Below are 21,405 nucleotides of genomic sequence, written 5' to 3'. Positions count from 1 at the left end.
TTTAATAACTTCGCTAATTTTTATTCCACGAACGGATTATGTGGCCCATTTTTTGGTGATGTTTTATATGATGTGAAAGGTTCAGCCACAATTCCAGATGGCGGAAAGAATGAATTATTGTAAGGGAATTGGGTTTCCATCATACGCATTTTTTGTGAAAATTTCATGTGCAACATTGATGTACGTGCTACCTGATTATTAAAAGAGGAAATAGAAACATCAATTTTTATTGTTTCGAAATTAGCAAACTGTACCAATGTCTGGTTATCTTTTGTCCCGTGATATTCTTTAATATGTTGGGGAAAAACCCAAACACAATTTGGATTCACCGGTGAAGCGGTCGGGAAGGTGTAGGTAAAAGAAATTGGATCGATAATGATTGGCGACTTATGTGTGATGCCAATCAAGTGTTTAGTACCCTCTCTTCTACCATCATAATTTGCACCAAAAAATTTACAACTAGTTTTAATTAACTCAAAAGGGGTAAATTTAGAAATAGAGTCAGACCCAATTTCAATTACCCTCGAAAATAGTTGCCCTCCGGCCGAATGTGGCAAAATAATCATCGTGTGCGGATTCACCTCATAGATTTGCTTCTCTACTTTCTTGTTTTCCATTTTCATACATCCCTTTCTCTTGATAGCCTTTTTTAATTATGTAAAGAAGTAGCTTACTTCAAAACATCGAAGTTTAGGAGTTACTATTTTCGTAATTATAGCACAGAAAAAAACAGGAGTCAGTATATTTTGGAAAAGTCGGATTTTTAAGCGGTAGCGTAATTTTTGAAGCCAAATTATGAATTTTCAGAGCTATTCTCACCATATCATAGTGAAAGGAGTGATTAGTCGTGGAAATGCGAGATTTTTCAAACTCATTAATGAACCAAGTTGGTATTTTAAAAGGAGAAAAAGAATTAACAAATGTTTTTATCGAGTGCTACATGACGATGCTCCTAGATCAGAGGAAAGTGGAACAGTTAAAAAAAGAAGTCGATGTCGCTCTTGATAAGAAGGATGAAAAAAAATTCATTGAGCTTACAAATAAAATAAATGAGATTCAAAAGGAAATGCTAGCATTTCAGTGAATTTTATGAAAAACTAAGGTAAAGAAGTATTGACCTTAGTTTTTTTATGTAGAGCTTAAAATTTTATAAATAGGCTCTAAAATAATGCTAGACGAAAATAGTAATTTTGGTTAAAATAAAACAAAACATATGTTCGGTGGTGAGGGTATGAGCTTACAGTTTATAACTGGAAGGGCTGGGAGTGGCAAAACAACTTTTTTGATTGAGCAAATAAAAAAAAGAGCTTTAGAAAATCCACATGAGAATCAAATTCTTATTGTGCCAGATCAAATGACGTATCAAATGGAACGATTTCTTTTTAAACAAACAGGTTTTAAAGGTATGATGAACATCCAGGTCTACAGTTTCAGTCGTGTAGCTTGGCGAGTATTACAAGAAACTGGCGGGCTTTCTCGGGTGTTTCTAACCAATTCTGGTATGGAAATGCTTGTACGACAAGTTGTTCAAGAAGAGGCTGGAGAGTTAAGGCTATTTGGGAGAGCATCAAACAAAAGAGGATTTTACAAAGAACTAACAACTTTATTCCAAGAAATAAAGCAGTACGAAGTAGAATTGGCCGAGCTAAAACAACAGTCTGAAGAAGCAAATGATTTTGCAATGCGTGAAAAATTGGCTGACATTTCATTAATCTATGAACGTTATCAAGAGAAATTATTCGGAAAATTTCTTGAAAATGAAGATTATTTACGGTTGTTAATTGAGAAAATGGACAAAAGCATATATATTCAAAATGCTTCTATTTATTTTGATGGCTTCGACACATATTCAAAGCAAGAAGTTTCAGTAGTTTCAAAATTTATGGAAGTTGCTAAGCAAGTGCAAATTACTTTGACGACCAGCAAAGAAGCTGTAGCTGGGCAATTAAATGATTTTGATATGTTTGAACTAACTAGGGAGTCTTTACTACAAATCAGAGAAGCGGCAAATCATTTAGGTGTACATGAAAAATCACTTTTATTTTTAAATGATAATAAGCGATTGAAACATCCGGATCTTGCTCACCTTGAAGCAATTTGGGGGCAAAATAAATCTGCAAAATTTGAAGGGGAAATAGCGGGAATTCGCCTTCATCAAGCAAATAATCGACATTCTGAAATTGAGGGGATTGCTCGCGAAGTGAAACGCTTGGTTCGTGAGGAAAACTATCATTTTTCAGATTGTGCCATCTTGGTTCGTAATATGGCTGAATATGAAGAAACTATATCTTCTGTATTCGGCGCACATAAGTTGCCTTACTTTTGGGATAAAAAACGCTCGATGGCGAAACATCCTTTGATTGAATTTATTCGTTCTAGTTTAGATGCACTCAAGCTAAATTGGCAGTATGAAACACTTTTTCAGGCGGTTCGAACTGAATTTTTCTTTCCAATTGAAAAAGATGCTAATCTTTACCGAAAAAAAGTAGATTTATTTGAGAACTATTTATTAGAAAATGGTATTTTTAACCGATCACGTTTTATGAAAAGCAACAAGTGGACCTACCTACGAATTCGCGGGCTTGAAACGAATATCCATACTCAAACAGACTCTGAACTTGAAATAGAAGAACAGATTAATGAAGTTCGTAGTCTCATTCAAATTCCACTTGTTTTTCTCGAAGACAAGCTTAAAACAGCTAATACGGGTAAAGACTATGCGGAGAGTCTATTTGCTTATTTAGAAAAAATAAATGTTGCTGAACGTATTGAGCTATGGAGAGCTCGCGCTGACGAGGAAGGTTTACTTGAACTTTCTCGTCAGCATGAACAAGCTTGGCATGCAGTTATCGGACTTCTTGATGAGTTTGTGGAGCTATTAGGAGATACTGTGTTGTCGCTAGATGATTTTATTGAAATTATTCAGACGGGACTTGAATCAATGGAATTTTCGTTACTTCCGCCATCTCTCGATCAATCTATTGTCACTGATATGGAACAAGCTCGTTTATTGGAAGAAAAAATTGTTTTTGCAATTGGTCTTAATGATGGTACGTTTCCTAAAAAAATGGCTAATAAGGGTATTATTTCAGAAGATGAGCGAGAGAGCATGGCAAATGATGGAATTGCTCTAAGAACAATGGGCTATAAGTCGCTTATTCAGGAAGAATTTATAGCATACCGTATATTTACAGCCGCAAGTGACCGGCTTTATTTAAGTTATCCAATTGCGGACTCTGAAGGGAAATTACTTCCCGCTTCTAATTATGTACGTAAAATAAAAACGGTATTCCCAGCTTTAAAAGAAGAACTATATTTAAGTGACCCATCACTTTTATCAGAAAAAGAGCAAATGGGTTACATTACGGATGAAGTGAGTGTGCTTGGCTTCCTTACGACTCAACTACAAATGTATAAACAAGGATATAAGATTGCGCCCATTTGGTGGGATGTTTATAACTTTTTTATTAAAAGTAAAAATAAACTAGCACTACAAGTACTGGCAAGTTTAAACTATCGAAATAATACAACAAGCTTGAGTGAAGAGACAGCCGCAGAATTATTTGGTGATAAAATTCATGCTAGTGTCTCACGTATGGAGAAATTTTTTAGTTGTGAGTTTCAGCATTTTGCTCAGTATGGTTTGAAGCTTGAAGAAAGAAAAACATATCAGTTGCAGGCTGTAGATATGGGAGAAATTTTTCATGGAGCGATGGAATGGATATCCATTCAGTTAAAAGAACGTGGATTAGATTGGGGTTCCCTTTCTGAAAATGATTGCCAAGTGTTAGCGAATCAGGCGATGGCTTACTTAGCACCAAAACTACAACATGAAATACTTCTTAGCTCAAACAGAATGGCGTATATCCAATATAAATTACTGGCCATTATTTTGCGTGCGACAAATGTTCTAAATGAACAAGCAAAGCAAAGTTCATTCCGACCACTTGGCTTAGAAGTCGATTTTGGTATCGGGAAGAGTATCCCAGCAATGAAGATTCCACTAGAAAAAGAGCGTGAGTTGCTCTTGCAAGGACGCATTGATCGAATTGATTATGCGAGTACTGACGAACGAAATTATCTTCGAATCATTGACTATAAATCTAGCGCCCGAGACTTGCAACTTCCAGAAATTTATTACGGGCTTGCATTACAAATGCTAACGTATTTAGATATTGTTGTCACAAATGCTAAAAAATTAGTAGGAAGCGATGCCGACCCAGCAGGTGTTCTTTATTTTCACATGCATAATAAGCTTGTTAGTACTGACAATCCATTAGCTGATGAGGCGCTTGCTAAAGAATTACAGAAAAGCTTTAAGATGAAAGGACTTATTTTAGGAGACCCGCTTGCTGTGTCACTTATGGATAACTCGGTTAAGGACGGAGGAGCATCTTTAATTGTTCCTGCTGAAATAAAAAAAGATAATACACTTAGCGCACGATCAAAAACAGCTTCTAAAGAAGACTTTGAAGCCATGCGTCATTTTGTTCGTCATAAGTATAAAGAAGCTGGGAATAAGATTTTAAATGGTGAGGTAACGATTAACCCTTATCACTTGAAAGAAGTAACACCGTGTAACTTTTGTCCGTTTCGTTCAGTATGCCAATTCGATCCAGGTTCGCAAAGTGATAAGTATCGATATTTATCGTCTGAAAAACCAGAAGTAATGATTCAAAAAATGAGAGAAGAAGGAGGGGGAAGTCAATGAATCAATTGCCGGCTAAGCCAAAAAATACAACATGGACAGATGAACAGTGGCAAGCCATCCACGCGCGCGGACAAAATGTTCTAGTAGCTGCAGCAGCAGGATCAGGGAAAACGGCTGTTTTAGTAAATAGAATTATTGAACGGCTACAAGATGAAGAAAACCCATGTAATGTTGATGAATTACTTGTTGTCACATTTACTAATGCTTCAGCTGCTGAAATGAAGCACAGAGTAGGGCAAGCGCTAGAGAATGCTTTAACACAAAATCCAGATTCATTACATTTGAAGAAGCAACTTGCACTTTTGAATCATGCATCGATCCAAACTCTCCATTCATTTTGTTTAGATTTAATTCGTAAATATTATTATATTGCAAGCGTTGACCCAGATTTCAGGTTGATGGATAGCATTGAAAGTATGATGTTACGAGATGAAGTAATAGACAAGCTACTTGAGGAAGAATATGCGAAGTCGAACAATGAAGATTTTTTTCATCTTGTGGATAGTTTAACTGACGACAGATCGGATAAAAATTTAACAGAGGTCATTTCGAAACTATACGATTTCTCAAGAGCGAATCCAGACCCTAAAAGTTGGTTAAAAGCACTCGTTAATTTTTATGAAACGAAGGATTTGCAAGGAATAGCTGATTTACCATTTTATGCTGAAATCAAAAACTATATTCAGCTCTCCATTCAACAAGCTTTAGATGCGCTCGAGCAAGGGATAAGTATTTCGAAAATGGCTGGGGGACCAGAAAGCTATATAACAAACTTCACTGAAGATATTGCTGAACTAGAAGCGTTAACGGCGCTACTTGATGGGGACTGGGCCGAACTGCGCGAGGGGTTTTCAAAAGTCGCTTTTGGTCGTTTAAAGCCGATTAAAAATAAAGAGGAAGTCGATGAACAGCTAGTTAAACAAGCCAAAAAAGCTAGAGATCGCGCTAAAAAATATATTCAAGATACAACAGTAGATTGGTTTAAACGTGAAGAAAAAGCATATTTAAACGATTTAGAGCAGATGAAACCAGACATTGCTACACTCATTCAACTTGTCGAGCATTTTTCCGAACAGTTTTTTCAAGAAAAAGAAAGAAAAGGTGTTCTTGACTTTAATGATTTGGAACATTTGGCACTTGCGATTTTATCTGAAAATGGTAAACCATCCTTTGTGGCAAAAGAGCTTCAAACCCGCTATCAAGAAGTATTAATTGATGAGTATCAAGATACTAACCTAGTGCAAGAAACCATTTTGCAATATGTAACCTATTCTGGCGAAGCAGATGGAAATTTATTTATGGTAGGGGATGTAAAACAATCAATATATCGCTTTCGTCTTGCTGAACCTACATTATTCATGCGGAAATATGAAAAGTATCGACTAGACGGAAAAGATACCGGTTTACGCATTGATCTAGCTAAAAACTTTAGAAGTCGAGCTGAAGTTCTAAATGCTACAAACTTTATTTTTAAGCAAATTATGGATAAAAAAGTCGGCGAAATTGAATATGATTCGGCGGCAGAACTTGTGCTTGGTGCCAATTTTGAAGAACATAAGAATGCTGAAACAGAACTTATAGTGGTGGATATGAAGAAAAAATCACTCGAAACAGAAGAAGAGGCTTTATCGAAAGATGAGTTGCAGAAAAATCAGCTGGAAGCACGTGCAATTGCTCGGAAGATTAAACAAATGATAGATGAAAGATTTCCTATCTTTGATAAGGAAATGAAGCAATTTAGACCAATCCGCTACCAAGATATAGTTATTTTATCAAGAGCTATGACTAGCGCACCTGACATTGAAGAAGCTATGAGAGAACAAGATATTCCTTTCTATGCATCCAGTCAGCGTGGCTATTTCGAGGCGATTGAAGTGTCCATTATGATTTCAGTACTTAAAATTATAGATAATCCTTATCAAGATATTCCACTAGCCTCTGTTTTACGCTCACCAATTATTGGATTATCAGAAGAAGAACTTGCCGCTGTCAGGCTGACAAGAAAACGCAGCTATTTTTTCGATGCATTAGAAGAATATGCGAAACAACCTGACCAAACTGCTGAAAAGATACAGACTTTTTTAGGAAAACTAGTAAAATGGCGAGAACTTTCTATTCGCGAGAATCTAACAACGCTTATTTGGCAAATTTATGAAGAAACTGGCTTTTTTGAGTTTGTTGGTGGACTTCCAGGTGGTAAAGTGAGACAAGCCAATTTACTAGCGCTTTATGAGCGGGCAGGACAATATGAAAAAACAGCCTTTCGTGGTCTATTTCGTTTTGTCCGTTTCGTAGAACGTCTAAAGCTTCGTGGCGATGATTTTGGTACAGCGAAGGTATTAGGCGAAAAAGAGGACGTTGTAAGAATGATGACGATTCATTCAAGTAAAGGCTTGGAATTTCCAGTTGTCATTTTGGCAGGAGTGGGACGCAAGTTTAACATGCGTGACATTAATAGTAAAGTATTGCTGGATAAAGATTTTGGATTTGCATCAAGTTTTACAGATATTGAGAAACGAATTACTTATCCGACAATCATGCAACAAGTCTTTCGTAAGAAAAAAATAAATGAGATGATTGCGGAAGAAATGCGTGTCCTATATGTTGCCATGACTAGGGCAGAGGAGAAGTTGATTATTATTGGAACCATTCCAGAATGGGAAGAAACACTAGAAAATACTTTTCAAATTGCAGAAACTGCTGACTGGACTTTGCCACCAAGCGTTAGAGTTCAGGCAAGAACTTATCTCGATTGGATACTGCAGACGTTAGTGCGCCATCCTGATTTCGCAGAACAAGTCAATAAAACTGCTGGAACAAAACTGCCAACAGATATGAAATTGCGTGTTACAATTATTGAGAAAGAAAGTCTAACAGATGATTTCGTTAATGAACAAGCCCAAGCCTATTTGCAGTCACTAGAAACGCTTGAAGAAGTCCCGCTTTCTGGCGGAGCAGAAAGACAAATTGCTGAGATTTTCTCCTTTAAATATGATAAGCAAGTGGCAACTGAAACCCGTTCGAAGCAGTCAGTTACGGAATTAAAGAGGCAATTTCAAATTCAAGATAGTTTTAGTGATGATCGCTTTTTGAAAACGTTAAAACAGTCTTCACTCAAGCGACCAAAATTTATGCAGGAAAATAAATTGAGTAGTACCGAAATTGGAACGGCAATGCATTCGGTTATGCAAGCGATATCGTTTGAAATGGTACCTGATGAAGAAGAGTTAAATCAACTTTTAGATGAAATGGTGGCAGATTACAAATTAACGGAAGCCGAAAGAAAAGCAATTCGAAAACAACAAATTCTTGCTTTTTTTGAAACAGCACTGGGTAAAAAAATGGTTGAGGGTGTGGATCAATTAGCTAAGGAAGTACCTTTTGTGTATCAGCTTCCTGCTAAGCGGGTGTCTGAAGGTGCAGACGATGCGGACACCATTTTAATCCAAGGTGTAGTGGATTGTATGTTGGTAGAAGAGGATGGCATTGTTTTAATTGACTTTAAGACGGATCGTACTAAGGGGAAGTATGCGTCGAAGGATCAATTAGAAAAAACGATGCGTAGTCGTTATCATACTCAACTAGAATTGTATCGCGAAGCTGTGCAAGCTATTACTGGTTTGCCTGTGAAACAAGCTTCATTATATTTCTTTGATTCAGGGGAAATACTGGATTTTTGAGGAGCTTGTGTGGGATAAAAAATAATTTAAAAGAGAAGAGGAATTTGTATGTGGGGATATCTACATTTAATATCTTGGGTGGCTATTTTTGTGTTGACGATTGCAGCATTTATTGTGTATCCAAAGTCAGAGAAAAATTTCACAATGCTTGCCATGATTAATCGTATTTTCTATTTACTTGTTATTTTTAGTGGTATTATGATGATTCAATTTAGTGTTGAAAAAGGTTGGCTTATTGCGATTTTTAAAATTTTAATGGGGCTTCTTACCATTGGAGTGATTGAAATGTTGCTTAGTTACCGTAAAAAGCAAAAACCAACAGGAATGTTTTTTGCGCTGTTCTTTGTGGCAGTTATTGTAACGGTATCGCTTGGTTTTTATCTGTCTGGCGGGGCGCCGCTATTTAATTAGAATAAAAAGGGACTAATGAATACTTTTTAAAGTTTCATTAGTCCAGTGATTATAGAATATTTTCTTCTAAATAAACAGCGATACCATCTTCTTCGTTAGAAAGTGTAACGGTGTTGGCTGCGTTTTTGGCAGCTGGGACTGCATTTCCCATTGCAACACCGATGCCAGCATAGTCCAACATTTGTAAATCATTTGCTTCATCACCAAAGGCAATAATGTTTTTTTGTGAGATACCAAGTGATTTTGCTGCTTTTTGGATTCCGACGGCTTTATGAATGCCGTATTTTACAATTTCAACAGCTGGCCAGCTTGCGCCCCATGTGTGATAGGAAATGACATCTGACAATTGCTCATCGAGATGTTTACCAATTAAAGTTAGTTCTTCGCTTTTTCCAAAGAAAAGGAGTGAAGTTGCGTTGGCGTTAATCGCGTTCCGGATATTTCCGACGATCATGTTATGGACACCTAAATGAAATGTTTCAGGTACGGTATCATCACTACGCTCCAAAAACACGCTATCTTGAACTTCGGCAGCAATATTTGCGAGTGGTAGTTGGTAAGAATAGTCAAGAATCTCTCTAACGATGTTTAAGTCGATAGCTTCGTGGTAGCCATCTTGAAAATTTGCGTTTAGTGGGTGATGTAAGACAGCACCATTAAAATTAACGATAGGTGTTGTAAGTTCTAGTTCGCTATAATAAAAGCTACTCAAACGGTAAGGACGGCCGGTTGCAATCATCACTTCATGGCCAAGCTTCCGTGCTGATTCAAGGGCTATCTTTGTTCGGTTTGAGATGGTTTGATCATCTTTTAAGGTTGTGCCATCTAAATCAAGTACAATTAATTTTTTATCCATAGTTAGCTCCTTTAATTAAGTTGGATATTTTTGTTAAAGTAATCTACTATCATGATAGACTGTAAAAGAATCTTTGTAAATGAAAGAAATTTGATAATCGATAGGAAAAACAAATAGAAATGAGGCTACACAATTGATTCAAGTATTTCATGAAAAAATAAAAGATATTCCGGTTTTACATATTGTGGATAAAAAACATAGTATAGAAGAGGTTAGAACTGTAGTTTTTTATCATGGTTTTCAATCCCAAAAAGAGCTGTATCTTCAATATGGTTATTTTTTGGCTGAAAAAGGAATTCGAGTAATTTTGCCTGATGCGAAGTTTCACGGGGAACGAAAAGGAAAAATTAGCGAGGAAGATCAAGCGATGTATTTTTGGGATACAGTACAGGCGAACATTGAAGAACTAGATGGAATAGTTCATGAGTTTGTCCGAAGAGGGCTTACGAATAAGGAAAAGATTGGTGTTGGTGGTGTATCTATGGGTGCCATTACTTCTCTTGGGATACTTACGAAATATGACTGGGTAAAAGTCGTTGTAAGCTTGATGGGAAGTGCTTATTATGGTCATTTTGCCAAAGCGCTTGTCAAACAATCTGTAGAGTACGGATTAGAGTTTCCTTTTGATGTTGAAAGCAGAATTGCTGCGCTGAACCCATATGATTTAAGTGAGCAGCTTGAAAAAATTAAGAATCGCCCATTACTTTTGTGGCATGGGAAAAAAGATGATGTTGTTCCATTTGCTTATAGTGAAAGGTTGTTTCAAACATTAGTGGAACAACAACTAAATCAAAATGTAGAATTTATTGTTGACCAAAAAGCAAAACATAAAGTTAGTATTGAAGGAATAGAGGCTGGTGTAGCATTTTTCGAAAAGCATCTTTAGAACAATGATAGTGAAAATGATTCTCATGTATGATACAATAATTTTACAAACAGCTAAAAGGAGGTTCATACCTAGTGGATGAGGAACTAAAAGAAAATATCATGGGCGCACTTGAACAAGTAATTGACCCTGAACTTGGAATTGATATTGTCAATATTGGTTTAGTTTATGATGTAGATTTAGATGAGGACGGTCTATGCACGGTCACCATGACACTGACGACAATGGGCTGCCCGCTTGCTGGTGTACTGACAGATCAAGTACATGCAGCATTAAGTGATATTCCAGAAGTTAAAGATACAAATGTTGATATCGTTTGGAATCCACCTTGGACGAAGGACCGGATGTCGCGTTATGCTAAAATTGCACTGGGCATCCGTTAAATAATAAAAAGTCAAAGCTAGCATTCATTACGGAATGCTAGCTTTGGTTTTTTTCAAGCTGTTCAATTCGTTTTACGAGAGCAGACTCACGTTCATAAACATTAACTAGCTTTTTAGCGAGGCTTAATTCGGTGTTTGCAGTCATTAAATGGTCTTGAGCGTGAATTAATAAAAAGCTAGGCGCGGTGTTTTCGGTTTCTTTTTGTGAAACTAATTTGACTTGCCAGCTATGGCCGTTTTGGTATTCAATAAAACCCGCTTTTAAGTGTGCGTTGGCAGATGCAAAATCGTATTTTTCGGCTGCATCAATTGCATTAAAGGCTTCTTTTCGTGTGTTTCCACCATGGAAAATCATTTTAACAACGGCTTCCTCAGTTTTAATCCCCATAATCTCACCTCAACATGTACTTTCTTTTATTTTAGCAGAATAAAGTGAATAAATCAGCCTATAGATGGATTTAGTGAGGCGTTTTTTTGTCTATAATGAAGATATCTTGAGAAGGAGGGGTTTTTCGTGGAGGAGCGTTTATATGAGCTAGAGGATAAGGTTCAAGATCTAGAGCTTGAAATTTTCGAATTGAAAAAACAAGTCCATGAGTTGGAAAGCCATCCGAATGAAAACAGAGGATTACTTGGCGGACAAGTATGGGTTTTGATTCCTATTGTCGCTATTATTGGCGGCGTTTTGATTACTATTTTTGATTAACAAAAAAATTTTTATAAAAAAATAAGGGTTTTTACTCGATTTTTTTTCCATTTTTAGATAATATATAAAAAGGTGCTATTTTTACAAAAGAATTATTCAAATTGGTCACAAAGTTTACACAGTTTGTTCCCTTGATTTTTTTGAGAAGAATAGTACAATGAAAGTATAGAGTTTTATCCTGATGAAAGTAAAATTATATATTTTGTTTTCATGGGGATAAGACCCTATCATGGTTATAATGGCTTTCGGTGTATCCATCTTCCAATAGATTAACGTTTGTTAATCATCTGTTTTGACACCGAACCATTATTTGTTTTCATTCATCTCATTTGCCGTGTAGTTCTGTTTATGCCTCATCCCGTTATGCATAAACTGATGAACATGATGGCGACGCTGAATTTTCATTCAGCGTATTTTTTTTGCTATAAAAAAGAGAAGGGCTAAGAACCTTCTCTCTTTAAAAGTAATAACTAATAATAAAGCCAATAAAATTTGGAACTGCTGCAATGGCGAACATGATGCTCCATTGCATTTGTTTTTGTCGTTTTTGCTTGCCGTCTCGCCCACCTAAAGAAACGAAGGCCGAACAGAAAATGGAAGCGAACACAAGAAGTGCTGCAATAAATGAAAATAAGGTTGAAAGTGTATAATTGGGTAAAAGAAAGCTAGCTAAAAAGATAAGTAAAGCTAAACCAGTGCCAGCTAAAAATGATTTTAAGTACAAAGTAGTCATCCTTTTCTAAATTAAGATTACTTTCTTTATAGCAAATGTAGCTTTTTTTGTCTAGTAAAAGAAGCCAAAAGTCTCGGTAGAAACTGTTGGCTTCTTTCGAATTAATGAGGTAAGAAAGCTACTAAAATGAAGAATAGCACAGCGATAACGATAAGAAATACGTTAAGTTCGCGCCATTTACCAGTGAATACTTTTAAAATCGGATAAGAAATGAAACCAAATGCAAGTCCAATGGCAATACTTGAAGTAAGTGGCATTGCTAGAATAACAAGAAAGGCAGGGAAGGCCTCATCAAGCGTATCCCAATCAATTTCTCTGACTGCACCAATCATCATGCTTCCGACAATAATAAGAGCGGGAGCTGTGATAGCTGAGATGCCTGAAACAGCGCCAACTAGTGGTGCGAAAAAGGCGGAAATAACGAACAAAATCGAAACTGTTAGCGTCGTTAAACCAGTGCGTCCGCCAGTTGCCACGCCTGCTGTCGATTCAATGTATGCACTTGTTGGGGTTGTTCCGAAAACAGAGCCGACTGTAGTTGCGACCGCATCCGCCATAAGAGCTTGTTTAGCATTTGGCAATGATTCGCCTTTCATTAAACCTGCACGTTTGGCTACGCCGATCATTGTACCAGTTGTATCAAAAATGGTAATAAGTAAAAATGATAAGATGACCGCGTATAGGCTGTGTGTAATAACATCTGAAAATGCATTAAGCGGGTTTGTAAATACAAATTCAGGCATCGGTGGCAATTTTACAAAGCCATCTGTGAATTTTAGTTCGCCTGTGAAAAAGGCGATGATACCTGTTGCAATCATACCGATGAATAAAGCTCCTTTTACATTTAAAGCAAGGAAGATTAAGGTGATAAGTAAACCTACGATAGCAAGCAGAGCTTCTGGCGAGTGTAGGTTTCCAAGACCGACCAAGTTTGAATCGTTTTGTACGATAATGCCAGTCATTCGAAAGCCAAGAAAGGCGATGAATAAGCCAATTCCGGCGGTAATACCAGCTTTTAGGTTGTGCGGAATAGACGTAATAATTTTCTCCCGAAACGGTGTCAGTGAAAGAAGTAAGAAAATAAGGCCTGCGACAAAAACGGCCGCGAATGCTACGGAATAGTCGAGTTTTTGAGTGGTTACGACAGTGACGAAGTAGGCGTTCATGCCGAGTCCTGGTGCAATTGCAATAGGATAGTTGGCGAATAGAGCCATCCATAAGGTACCTACAACAGCAGAAATAATGGTTGCCATAAACACTGTATTAAACGGCACACCCGCGGCAGATAAGATAGCGGGGTTAACAACGATAATATACACCATTGTTAAAAAAGTTGTAAAACCGGAGATGATTTCGGTTCTGGCGTCGGTTCCGTTAGCTTTTAATTGAAACATAAAATAGTGACACTCCCTTTAATTAATGTTATTTACGAACAATAACTATTACACATACAATAATATTCGTTTTTTAGTAAAAAAGCAAGTGTAGTTTGGTGATTTTTTCCACTCTACCGCCCAAAAGTGAAATATGATACAATGAAAGGGATTCCAAAAACAAGGAGGGCACAATTTGAAGGCAATTGTATTTGATTTTGATGGAACGATGATTGATACGGAAAATTTATGGCATGAGGAAACAATGCGTTATGTAAAGGAGAAGTATGGTATCGCGATTCCCACGCATATTTATCAAGCTATAATTGGGACATCAGAAGAACCATTACATGAGTATTTGTTAGAGAAAACAGCTGGACAATTTGATGTAGAAAAATTTACATCTCATATTGCAGAACGCTTGCACAGCGGCGTAGATGATTTAGAACTTAGAGAAGGATTCCTATATATTTTTGATTATGCGGTTCAAAATAACTTTAAAATTGGTCTAGCAACCAGCTCTGGTCGCGATTGGGTCATTCCCGTTTTAGAAAAATTTAATTTATTAAAGCATTTTTCTAGCATCCAAACGGCTGATGATGTAACAAATATTAAACCGCATCCTGAACTTTACATAAAGGCGATAGAAGAATTAGGGGCGGGAAGTGAGCATACTTACGCTGTTGAAGACTCATTAAACGGCACGCTAGCTGCAAAAGAAGCTGGCATAAAAGTCATCGTTGTCCCAAATGAAGCAACACGTGAAATTACATTTCCAGCAGGTGTGAAAACCTATGCTCGGTTTGAGGATATCCCTCTTCCAGATGTATTTCGGTAGTAAAAAAGCACTGTTTTCTTTTGCCATACTCTAACTACTATATGGGCAAAATAATTGGAAAAATCAAGTATTATCTAGGCTTCGCTAATTTGGTGTTAATATTTAGTTGGAAAGAGAGAATTTAAAAAATGAAATGGCGGGAATCTTCGTATAAAATCATTCAAATGAATGAGTATACAAGATTCTTGCTTTTTTATTTTCCTATATATAGGAAAATAAAAAAATTGAAAGCGTTTCCGCTAGAGCGTAAATTGAAGGTATCAAAAGAAAGGGAGTGAGGAAATGAAAAGTATATTATTGATTTGCGGTTCAGGGGCATCAAGTGGTTTTATGGCAGCGGCAATTAGAAAGGCAGCGAAAAAAAATGGAACAGCAGTTTCGGTGAAGGCCATTAGTGAGGCACAGTTAGATGAATATATCGACACAACAGATATTTTACTTATCGGACCGCATTTGGCGTATATGTTGGAGGATTTGAAGGATAAGACGACAGACAAGACGATTTTAGTAGATATTATTCCACAAAGTATTTATGGTGCTTTAAACGGGGGAGCTGCTTTAGAACTTATTACAAAAATGGAGGAAGCGTAGATGAAAAAAGTAATGGATTTTATGACCAATCGTTTTGCACCTAAAGTCAATAAAATAGTTAAAAATCCTTGGATAGCCGCTATTCAGGACTCAATTATGACAGCACTACCGCTTGTTTTTGTAGGTTCACTCATTACGATTATTTCCCTTTTGAAAAATATTTTTAAAAAGATGCCAGATTTCTCCTTGATTAGTACGTTCTCGTTTGGGATGTTTGGCTTGGTTGTCGCATTTTTAATTCCTTATTATTTAATGGAAAAGAAGGGAAACAATGCGGGGAAATTGATTTCAGGTGCGACCTCACTCGTTTTATTTTTAATGCTTATTAGTCCATCTTTTGTAAACGAGGGGGAAATCATTTTTACGTTGTCAAGATTCGGAGCATCAGGAATGTTTCTATCCATTATTACAGGCCTCTTTGTTGCAGCGGTTATGAATTTTGCAGCAAAACATTCCCTGTTTAAAGAAGATACACCAATACCTGATTTTGTGGTCGGTTGGTTTAACAGCTTGTTGCCAATTACTTTTATTTTACTTGTGGGTTGGCTTATCACATTTCAATTCCAAATTGACTTTTTTGAAGTTGTAATCTGGGTGTTTAGTCCGCTGGCTAAAATTGTTCAATCTTATCCTGGTTTTGTTCTATCGGTCTTTATTCCAGTTTTTCTCTATACATTTGGTATTTCTGGCTGGGTCATGATGCCGGTGGTTTATCCCGTTTATATGGCAGGACTTGCGGCGAATTCGGAGCTTGTGGATAAAGGGCTTGCTGCAACGAATATCGCTACACAAGAAACGTGTTACGCCTTTTCTTCAATGGGAGGGATTGGTACGACATTAGCGCTCGCTGTAATGATGGTTTTTCTAACAAAATCAGCTCAACTAAAAGCAATTGGAAAGGCGACGATTATTCCTTCTATTTTTAATATAAATGAACCACTCGTTTTTGGAGCACCGATAGCTTTTAATCCGTATTTAATGATTCCGATGTGGATTAATGCGTTACTTGTCCCTTCAATTGCCTATGGTGCGATGTATTTCGGATTTGTAAACATTCCTTCTGAGACATTTTTACTCTGGTATATGCCCTATCCGTTTACCTCTTACCTAGCTACGCAAGACTTCCGAGCGGTTATTTTAGCCATCGTTATTTTTATAATCACATGGTTTATATTTTTACCATTTCTTAAGGCGTATGACAACTCACTGCTTAAAAAAAAGCAAGACGAAAGCCTTTCATTATAAGTAAGAAAAGACGGGAGAGAATAAAATGGTGCCAGAAAATGATGAGCTAAATACATTATCAATGAATATTTTAGTCCATGCAGGAAGTGCGCGTGACTTTTTTGTAAAAGCGCTTGCTGAGATAGAAAAGAAAGAATTTAATGAAGCAAAAGAAACGATTCAAAAAGCAAAAGAAGAAGTTGTTATTGCACATGGGCTTCAAACGGAGACGCTGCAAAAAGAAGCTTCTGGGGAACAAGTTCGTTATTCAACCTTGTTTTGCCATGCGCAAGACACACTAATGACCGTTCAAAGTGAAATTTTAATCGGGGAACATCTTGTGAAATTATTTGAAAGTTTATCAAAAAAATAGAAAGGTGGAGTTAGGATGAAAAAATATCAAATGCCAAAAGACTTTTTGTGGGGAGGCGCTATTGCTGCCAATCAAGCGGAAGGTGCATATCAAGTAGATGGTAAAGGAATAAGTTTAGCTGATGTTCATCGATATTTTCCGGATAAAACAAACGCCGAAATTGGAGAGAAGCAACATGCTGGGATGTCACTTGCCGAAGTCAAAGCAAATATAGCTGACCAAGCGGGGTACTATCCAAAGCGAGTAGGTATTGATTTTTATCACACCTACCCAGAAGATTTAGAATTGCTTCATGAAATGGGGTTTAAAACATTTCGTACATCGATTGATTGGACAAGAATTTTTCCAACTGGGGAAGAAAGCGAACCTAATGAAGCTGGTTTAAAGTATTATGATGCTTTGATTGATAAGATTCTCTCACTTGGTATGGAACCGATTATTACGCTTCTTCACTACGAGACACCGGTAGATATTACATTAAATTACGGGGGATGGCACCATCGCAAGGTGATTGATTTATTTGTGAAGTACGGTAAAGTGGTATTAAATCGCTATCAAGATAAAGTGAAGTATTGGATTTTGATTAACCAAATCAATTTAATTCATTTTGAGCCTTTTAATTCAACGGCGATTCCAAATGATATAGTGACCGATTATGAGTCTGCAAGTTACCAAGCTGTGCACAATCAATTTGTAGCTAGCGCTCTACTTGTACAATATGCAAGAGAAATAAATCCAAAGATGCAAATGGGAACAATGGTTGCAGACTCGACAGCCTATCCTTATTCATGTAAACCAGATGATGTCATTTTGGCGCTTAAACGTAACCGTATGCAATATTTTTATACGGATGTGCAGTTTAAAGGCTACTATCCGCAGTATGCACTGCATTACTTTGAACAAGCAGGTATTCATGTTGACATCACAGAAACAGATAAGGCAATTTTAAAAGCAAATACAATGGATTATCTCGCTATTTCCTATTATTATTCACAAATGGTTAACTCAGAAAATAATAGTTTAAAACCAGATTCTGTTTCAAAAAATCCTAATTTGAAGGCAAATCCTTGGGGATGGGCAGTTGACTCTTTAGGGTTGTACAATTCGCTTTCAGAGTATTGGGATAGGTATGAGAAACCAATTATTATCGCAGAGAATGGATTTGGGATGTATGATGAAATTCAAGATGGACAAATCCATGATGATTACCGGATTACCTATTTAAGTGAACATATTAGACAAATGAAAAATGCGATGGCAGACGGGGCTGACGTAATTGCTTACTGTGCATGGGGACCGATTGATATTGTGAGCTGTTCTTCTGCTCAAATGGAAAAAAGATACGGGTTTATTTATGTAGATCTTGATAATGAGGGAAATGGAACAGGTAAGCGCATGAAAAAGGATAGCTTCGCATGGTATAAAAATGTCATCGAAACAAATGGCGAAAGTTTATAACGAAAGGAAAGAGGTCTAAAAATTCTTATGAATGCTAGACCTCTTTAGGGTTTTTGAAAGGGGAGAGGATGTCGTGAGGAAAATTTTAGTAGAAACACTACTTCATAACTCAGGGAAGTGGATGAAAGCTGCGGAACTAGCGAGCGTTTGCGAATGTACGACACGCACAATCCGAAATCATGTGGCGAAAATGAACAAAGAAACAGCTAACTTCATTATTTCAAGCGACAAGGGGTATCAAATTAATCTCGCCCAATACCCGGCCTATTTAAATGCGAAAAGTGCAGAAGAGCTTACAAAAAGAAACCGAGCGATTTATATTATTCGTGAACTCCTTGAAAATTCTGGGGAAGGGGTTGATATTTTTGATTTGGCCGAGCAATTATATATTTCAGAGTCTACACTTAAAACGGATATTCAGCAGCTTAAAAAAGAACTAGCAAAAAGTAATTTACTTGTTAAAACATTAGGTGATGTGTTCTTTTTAAAAGGTTCTGAACAAGCAAAACGCAAATTTATGATTTCAGTTTTATATGAGGAGGGAAGCGCACAAAATGACTTAAAGAAAAATATTCAGGAAATGATTGGTCATATTTCATTGCTAGATTTAGAAACGGATATTAAAGAAACCGCACTGGAATATGGGCTTAAAATGAATCAATATTCCTTAAATAATTTAGTTATGCATTTTGCAATCACAATTGAGCGGATTAGCGGGGGATACATACTAAAAAATCGACTTTCAACAGCCTTAAAAAGGGATGCATTAGAGTATCAAATCGCAAAAAAAATCACACGAAAATTAGAAAAAAAATATGCCATCTTATTTTCAGAAGGTGAAATCGAGCAACTTTCCATTATGTTTGTTGGTTTACGGCAGGAAGGGGAACTAAATACAAGTTCTATTCATCAATTTGTAGATGAAAAAATCATACTTATCTTAAAAGAAGTTATTCAAAAAGTAGAAGAAACCTATTTAATTAAATTTGATAACGAGGATTTCTTAAATAAACTCGCCCTACACGTTCAAAATTTGTACGAACGATCTAAAGTCAATAATTACACTCGAAATAGTAGTTTACTCGATATTAAAATGTCATATCCGCTCATTTATGATATCTCGGTATTTATTTCTTCGCATATTACAGAACAACTTGACATAGGATTAAATGACGACGAAATCTCCTTTATCGCTTTACACATTGGCGCCTATTTTGAAGCTGAATTAAACAATAAAGCGGAGCTACAGGTCATTTTGATTTCTTATGAATATCCCGAGATTGTGAAGCAATTACACAAGAAAATCGAAAAACTTTATGTAGATGAAATTGAAATTACTAGTAATACGGACCAAATAGAAGTAGGGAAGCCTCACTTTATAATTACAACAGATCGTAACATATTAATAAAACACCCAGGTGCCGTTTTAGTTCATCCCTTTTTAACGAAAAAAGATGAAGAAAAAATTCGACACCGAGTAACTGCTATAAAAAAATTTCAGCACCAAGAAAAAATGTTTCGTTATATCGATAAGTATTTTGACGAAGCGCTTTTCTTTGGTCAAATTGATCCAACCTCCTACACAAAAGAAGGTATTATCAAACAACTTGTATCAAAAATGGCTTTACAAAATTATGTGGACTTAGATTTTAAAAGTCTCGTTCTTGAACGTGAGGAAATGTCACCAACAAGTTTCCCATCTGGAGCTGCTGTACCTCATGCAATGAAAATGGTTGCACAAAAAAGCTGTGTGGGCGTGATGACACTACAAGAACCAATTAAATGGGCAAAACAAGAGGTACATTTAATCTTTTTAATTGCAATAAGCAAACCAGATGTAAGTGAATTCAATGATTTTCTGGAGAAAATTGTAGAACTTATTTCTGAAAAGCGCTATGTTCGTGAACTAACCAAAACAGAAACGTTTGAAAACTTTATTTTAAAATTAAAAATGCTGTCAGAACATGCCTTTAATGAAATGTAAGTTTTTCCATGCGACGAAAGGCTTCCTCCAGTGTTTTTAGGTCTTGGGTTGCGGCTAACCTGACATAATTGTCGCCCCCATCACCAAATGCGCGTCCCGGAATAACGAGAACCTGCGTTTTTTTCAACAAATATTCACTAAAAGTTACCGAATCCATCCCTGTCTTTGTAATATTTAAAAACGCATAAATCGAGCCTTTCACAGGATGAAGAGACAAGTAGGGAATATCTTCTACCCGTTTTGCTACATATTCTAGCCTTTCTTGGAAGACCTTTGAGACCTCAGGAATGAGTTCTTCAGCGTGATTTAGCGCGTAAATCGCCGCACGCTGTGAAGGAGTGGGCGCAGAATAGGTAATCCCCTCATTAACCAGTTTGGCGGCTTCATTAATATAGCTTGGCGCAATCATATAGCCAAGGCGAAAGCCCGTCATCGCAAAGTTTTTCGACATGCTACCAAATGTAATCGTATTTTCCGGAGCAAGGCGTGCTACTGGTGTGAAAGGTTCATAAAAACTAAAACCGTCATACACTTCGTCAGAAAGGATATAAAAATTATGTTTCTTAGCAAGCTCCGCAATTTTCTCAAGCGTTTCATGTGAAAAAACAGCGCCAGTTGGGTTGTTCGGCGAATTTAGAATAAGCGCCTTCGTTTTATCAGTGATGGCCGCCTCTAAAATATCCATATGAATCATGAAATCGTCTTTTTCAAAAGTAGGAATGATGACCGGTACGCCAAGAGCAGCTAAAACCTGATCTTTATACGGTGAAAAATAAGGTTCGTGGATGATGATTTCATCGCCTGGGTTTGTGATTACTTGTAGTGCCAAATACATACCATGTAAGGCACCTACAGTTGCACGAACTTGATTGCGTTCAAAAGAAAGATCGTATGTACGCTTGAAAAAAGCACGAATGGCATCAATTAATTCGACATCACCGCCAGATTCGGTATATTTCGTATGTCCCGCCATAACATCTGTAAAAGCCGCTTCGATAATTGCTTGATTTGTAATTAAATCCGGATCCCCAATGGAAAGGTCCAAAATGTTCGGCGTTGTTTTTGCGAGTGTACCAATATCGGCTAAAATATTAACAGGTGTTTCCTGCCATTTTGCACTAATGAAACTTTTATCCATTATGTCATCTCCCTAACGAAAAAGGAACGCATATCGCATCCCTTTTTCTTGTATTGTAGC

General features: G+C 36.8%; 19 protein-coding genes. 13 read left to right on the top strand and 6 right to left on the bottom strand.

What is annotated here, in order from left to right:
- Positions 1-20: 20 nt before the first annotated feature.
- Positions 21-617: a competence protein ComK gene (locus R8923_RS09710; protein WP_485872582.1), complete on the bottom strand. Its 597-nt coding sequence runs from the start codon at positions 615-617 to the stop codon at positions 21-23.
- A gap of 230 nt (positions 618-847) precedes the next feature.
- Here R8923_RS09710 and R8923_RS09705 point away from each other — a divergent pair, with 230 nt between their 5' ends.
- The 4 genes from R8923_RS09705 to R8923_RS09690 all read left to right on the top strand — a co-directional run bounded on the left by R8923_RS09705 (position 848) and on the right by R8923_RS09690 (position 8,802).
- Complete coding sequence (locus R8923_RS09705; RefSeq protein ID WP_485872581.1) at positions 848-1,084, top strand: IDEAL domain-containing protein; 237 nt, start codon at positions 848-850, stop codon at positions 1,082-1,084.
- 147 nt (positions 1,085-1,231) lie between these two features.
- Positions 1,232-4,711 (top strand): helicase-exonuclease AddAB subunit AddB, encoded by a 3,480-nt coding sequence (gene addB / locus R8923_RS09700; protein ID WP_485872580.1) that lies wholly within the window; start codon positions 1,232-1,234, stop codon positions 4,709-4,711.
- On the top strand, positions 4,708-8,391 hold the full coding sequence (addA, locus tag R8923_RS09695; protein ID WP_485872579.1) for a helicase-exonuclease AddAB subunit AddA: 3,684 nt from the start codon (positions 4,708-4,710) through the stop codon (positions 8,389-8,391). The genes addB and addA overlap by 4 nt, the downstream gene beginning before the upstream one ends.
- 48 nt (positions 8,392-8,439) lie before the next feature.
- On the top strand, positions 8,440-8,802 hold the full coding sequence (locus R8923_RS09690; protein ID WP_485872578.1) for a YisL family protein: 363 nt from the start codon (positions 8,440-8,442) through the stop codon (positions 8,800-8,802).
- Positions 8,803-8,851: 49 nt separating this feature from the next.
- Here the strand turns inward: R8923_RS09690 and R8923_RS09685 are convergent, their stop codons facing one another.
- Positions 8,852-9,658, bottom strand: coding sequence for a Cof-type HAD-IIB family hydrolase (locus tag R8923_RS09685; protein WP_485872577.1), 807 nt, complete (start codon positions 9,656-9,658; stop codon positions 8,852-8,854).
- Between the two features lie 133 nt (positions 9,659-9,791).
- Here R8923_RS09685 and yjfP point away from each other — a divergent pair, with 133 nt between their 5' ends.
- Both yjfP and R8923_RS09675 read left to right on the top strand, forming a co-directional pair.
- Positions 9,792-10,544 carry an esterase gene (gene yjfP, locus R8923_RS09680; protein ID WP_485872576.1) on the top strand — a complete coding sequence of 251 codons (753 nt, stop codon included), beginning with the start codon at positions 9,792-9,794 and terminating at the stop codon, positions 10,542-10,544.
- 74 nt (positions 10,545-10,618) lie between these two features.
- Positions 10,619-10,927, top strand: coding sequence for a metal-sulfur cluster assembly factor (locus tag R8923_RS09675; protein WP_007476542.1), 309 nt, complete (start codon positions 10,619-10,621; stop codon positions 10,925-10,927).
- Positions 10,928-10,964: 37 nt separating this feature from the next.
- On the opposite strand, the gene R8923_RS09670 is transcribed toward R8923_RS09675, so the two are convergent.
- Positions 10,965-11,315 (bottom strand): PTS lactose/cellobiose transporter subunit IIA, encoded by a 351-nt coding sequence (locus R8923_RS09670; protein ID WP_485872575.1) that lies wholly within the window; start codon positions 11,313-11,315, stop codon positions 10,965-10,967.
- Between the two features lie 126 nt (positions 11,316-11,441).
- Here R8923_RS09670 and R8923_RS09665 point away from each other — a divergent pair, with 126 nt between their 5' ends.
- Positions 11,442-11,633: a hypothetical protein gene (locus tag R8923_RS09665; protein ID WP_485872574.1), complete on the top strand. Its 192-nt coding sequence runs from the start codon at positions 11,442-11,444 to the stop codon at positions 11,631-11,633.
- Positions 11,634-12,090: 457 nt separating this feature from the next.
- Here R8923_RS09665 and R8923_RS09660 read toward each other — a convergent pair whose 3' ends face one another.
- Positions 12,091-12,357, bottom strand: a complete 267-nt coding sequence (locus R8923_RS09660; RefSeq protein WP_485872573.1) for a hypothetical protein — start codon at positions 12,355-12,357, stop codon at positions 12,091-12,093.
- Between the two features lie 110 nt (positions 12,358-12,467).
- Entirely contained in the window at positions 12,468-13,760 is a 1,293-nt protein-coding gene (locus tag R8923_RS09655; protein WP_485872572.1) for an NCS2 family permease, read from the bottom strand.
- A gap of 175 nt (positions 13,761-13,935) precedes the next feature.
- On the opposite strand from R8923_RS09655, the gene R8923_RS09650 reads away from it, so the two are divergent.
- The 6 genes from R8923_RS09650 to R8923_RS09625 all read left to right on the top strand — a co-directional run bounded on the left by R8923_RS09650 (position 13,936) and on the right by R8923_RS09625 (position 20,207).
- A complete protein-coding gene (locus tag R8923_RS09650; protein ID WP_485872571.1) occupies positions 13,936-14,577 on the top strand; it encodes an HAD family hydrolase in 642 nt (213 codons plus the stop codon).
- A gap of 282 nt (positions 14,578-14,859) precedes the next feature.
- A complete protein-coding gene (locus R8923_RS09645) occupies positions 14,860-15,168 on the top strand; it encodes a PTS sugar transporter subunit IIB (protein ID WP_485872570.1) in 309 nt (102 codons plus the stop codon).
- On the top strand, positions 15,169-16,413 hold the full coding sequence (locus R8923_RS09640) for a PTS sugar transporter subunit IIC (RefSeq protein ID WP_485872569.1): 1,245 nt from the start codon (positions 15,169-15,171) through the stop codon (positions 16,411-16,413).
- A gap of 25 nt (positions 16,414-16,438) precedes the next feature.
- Complete coding sequence (locus R8923_RS09635; protein WP_485872568.1) at positions 16,439-16,765, top strand: PTS lactose/cellobiose transporter subunit IIA; 327 nt, start codon at positions 16,439-16,441, stop codon at positions 16,763-16,765.
- Between the two features lie 15 nt (positions 16,766-16,780).
- The gene (locus tag R8923_RS09630; RefSeq protein WP_485872567.1) at positions 16,781-18,223 is read left to right on the top strand and encodes a glycoside hydrolase family 1 protein; all 1,443 of its coding nucleotides are present in this window, start codon (positions 16,781-16,783) and stop codon (positions 18,221-18,223) included.
- Between the two features lie 73 nt (positions 18,224-18,296).
- The gene (locus R8923_RS09625; RefSeq protein WP_485872566.1) at positions 18,297-20,207 is read left to right on the top strand and encodes a BglG family transcription antiterminator; all 1,911 of its coding nucleotides are present in this window, start codon (positions 18,297-18,299) and stop codon (positions 20,205-20,207) included.
- Here R8923_RS09625 and R8923_RS09620 read toward each other — a convergent pair.
- Positions 20,194-21,345 (bottom strand): pyridoxal phosphate-dependent aminotransferase, encoded by a 1,152-nt coding sequence (locus R8923_RS09620; protein ID WP_485872565.1) that lies wholly within the window; start codon positions 21,343-21,345, stop codon positions 20,194-20,196. The two genes, R8923_RS09625 and R8923_RS09620, sit on opposite strands and share 14 nt — an antisense overlap.
- Positions 21,346-21,405: the final 60 nt, after the last annotated feature.

It is taken from the genome of Listeria tempestatis (assembly GCF_963575625.1).
Lineage (GTDB): Bacteria > Bacillota > Bacilli > Lactobacillales > Listeriaceae > Listeria > Listeria tempestatis.
Note: the sequence above shows the minus strand (reverse complement) of the source record. Positions and strands in the feature narration are given on the sequence as shown.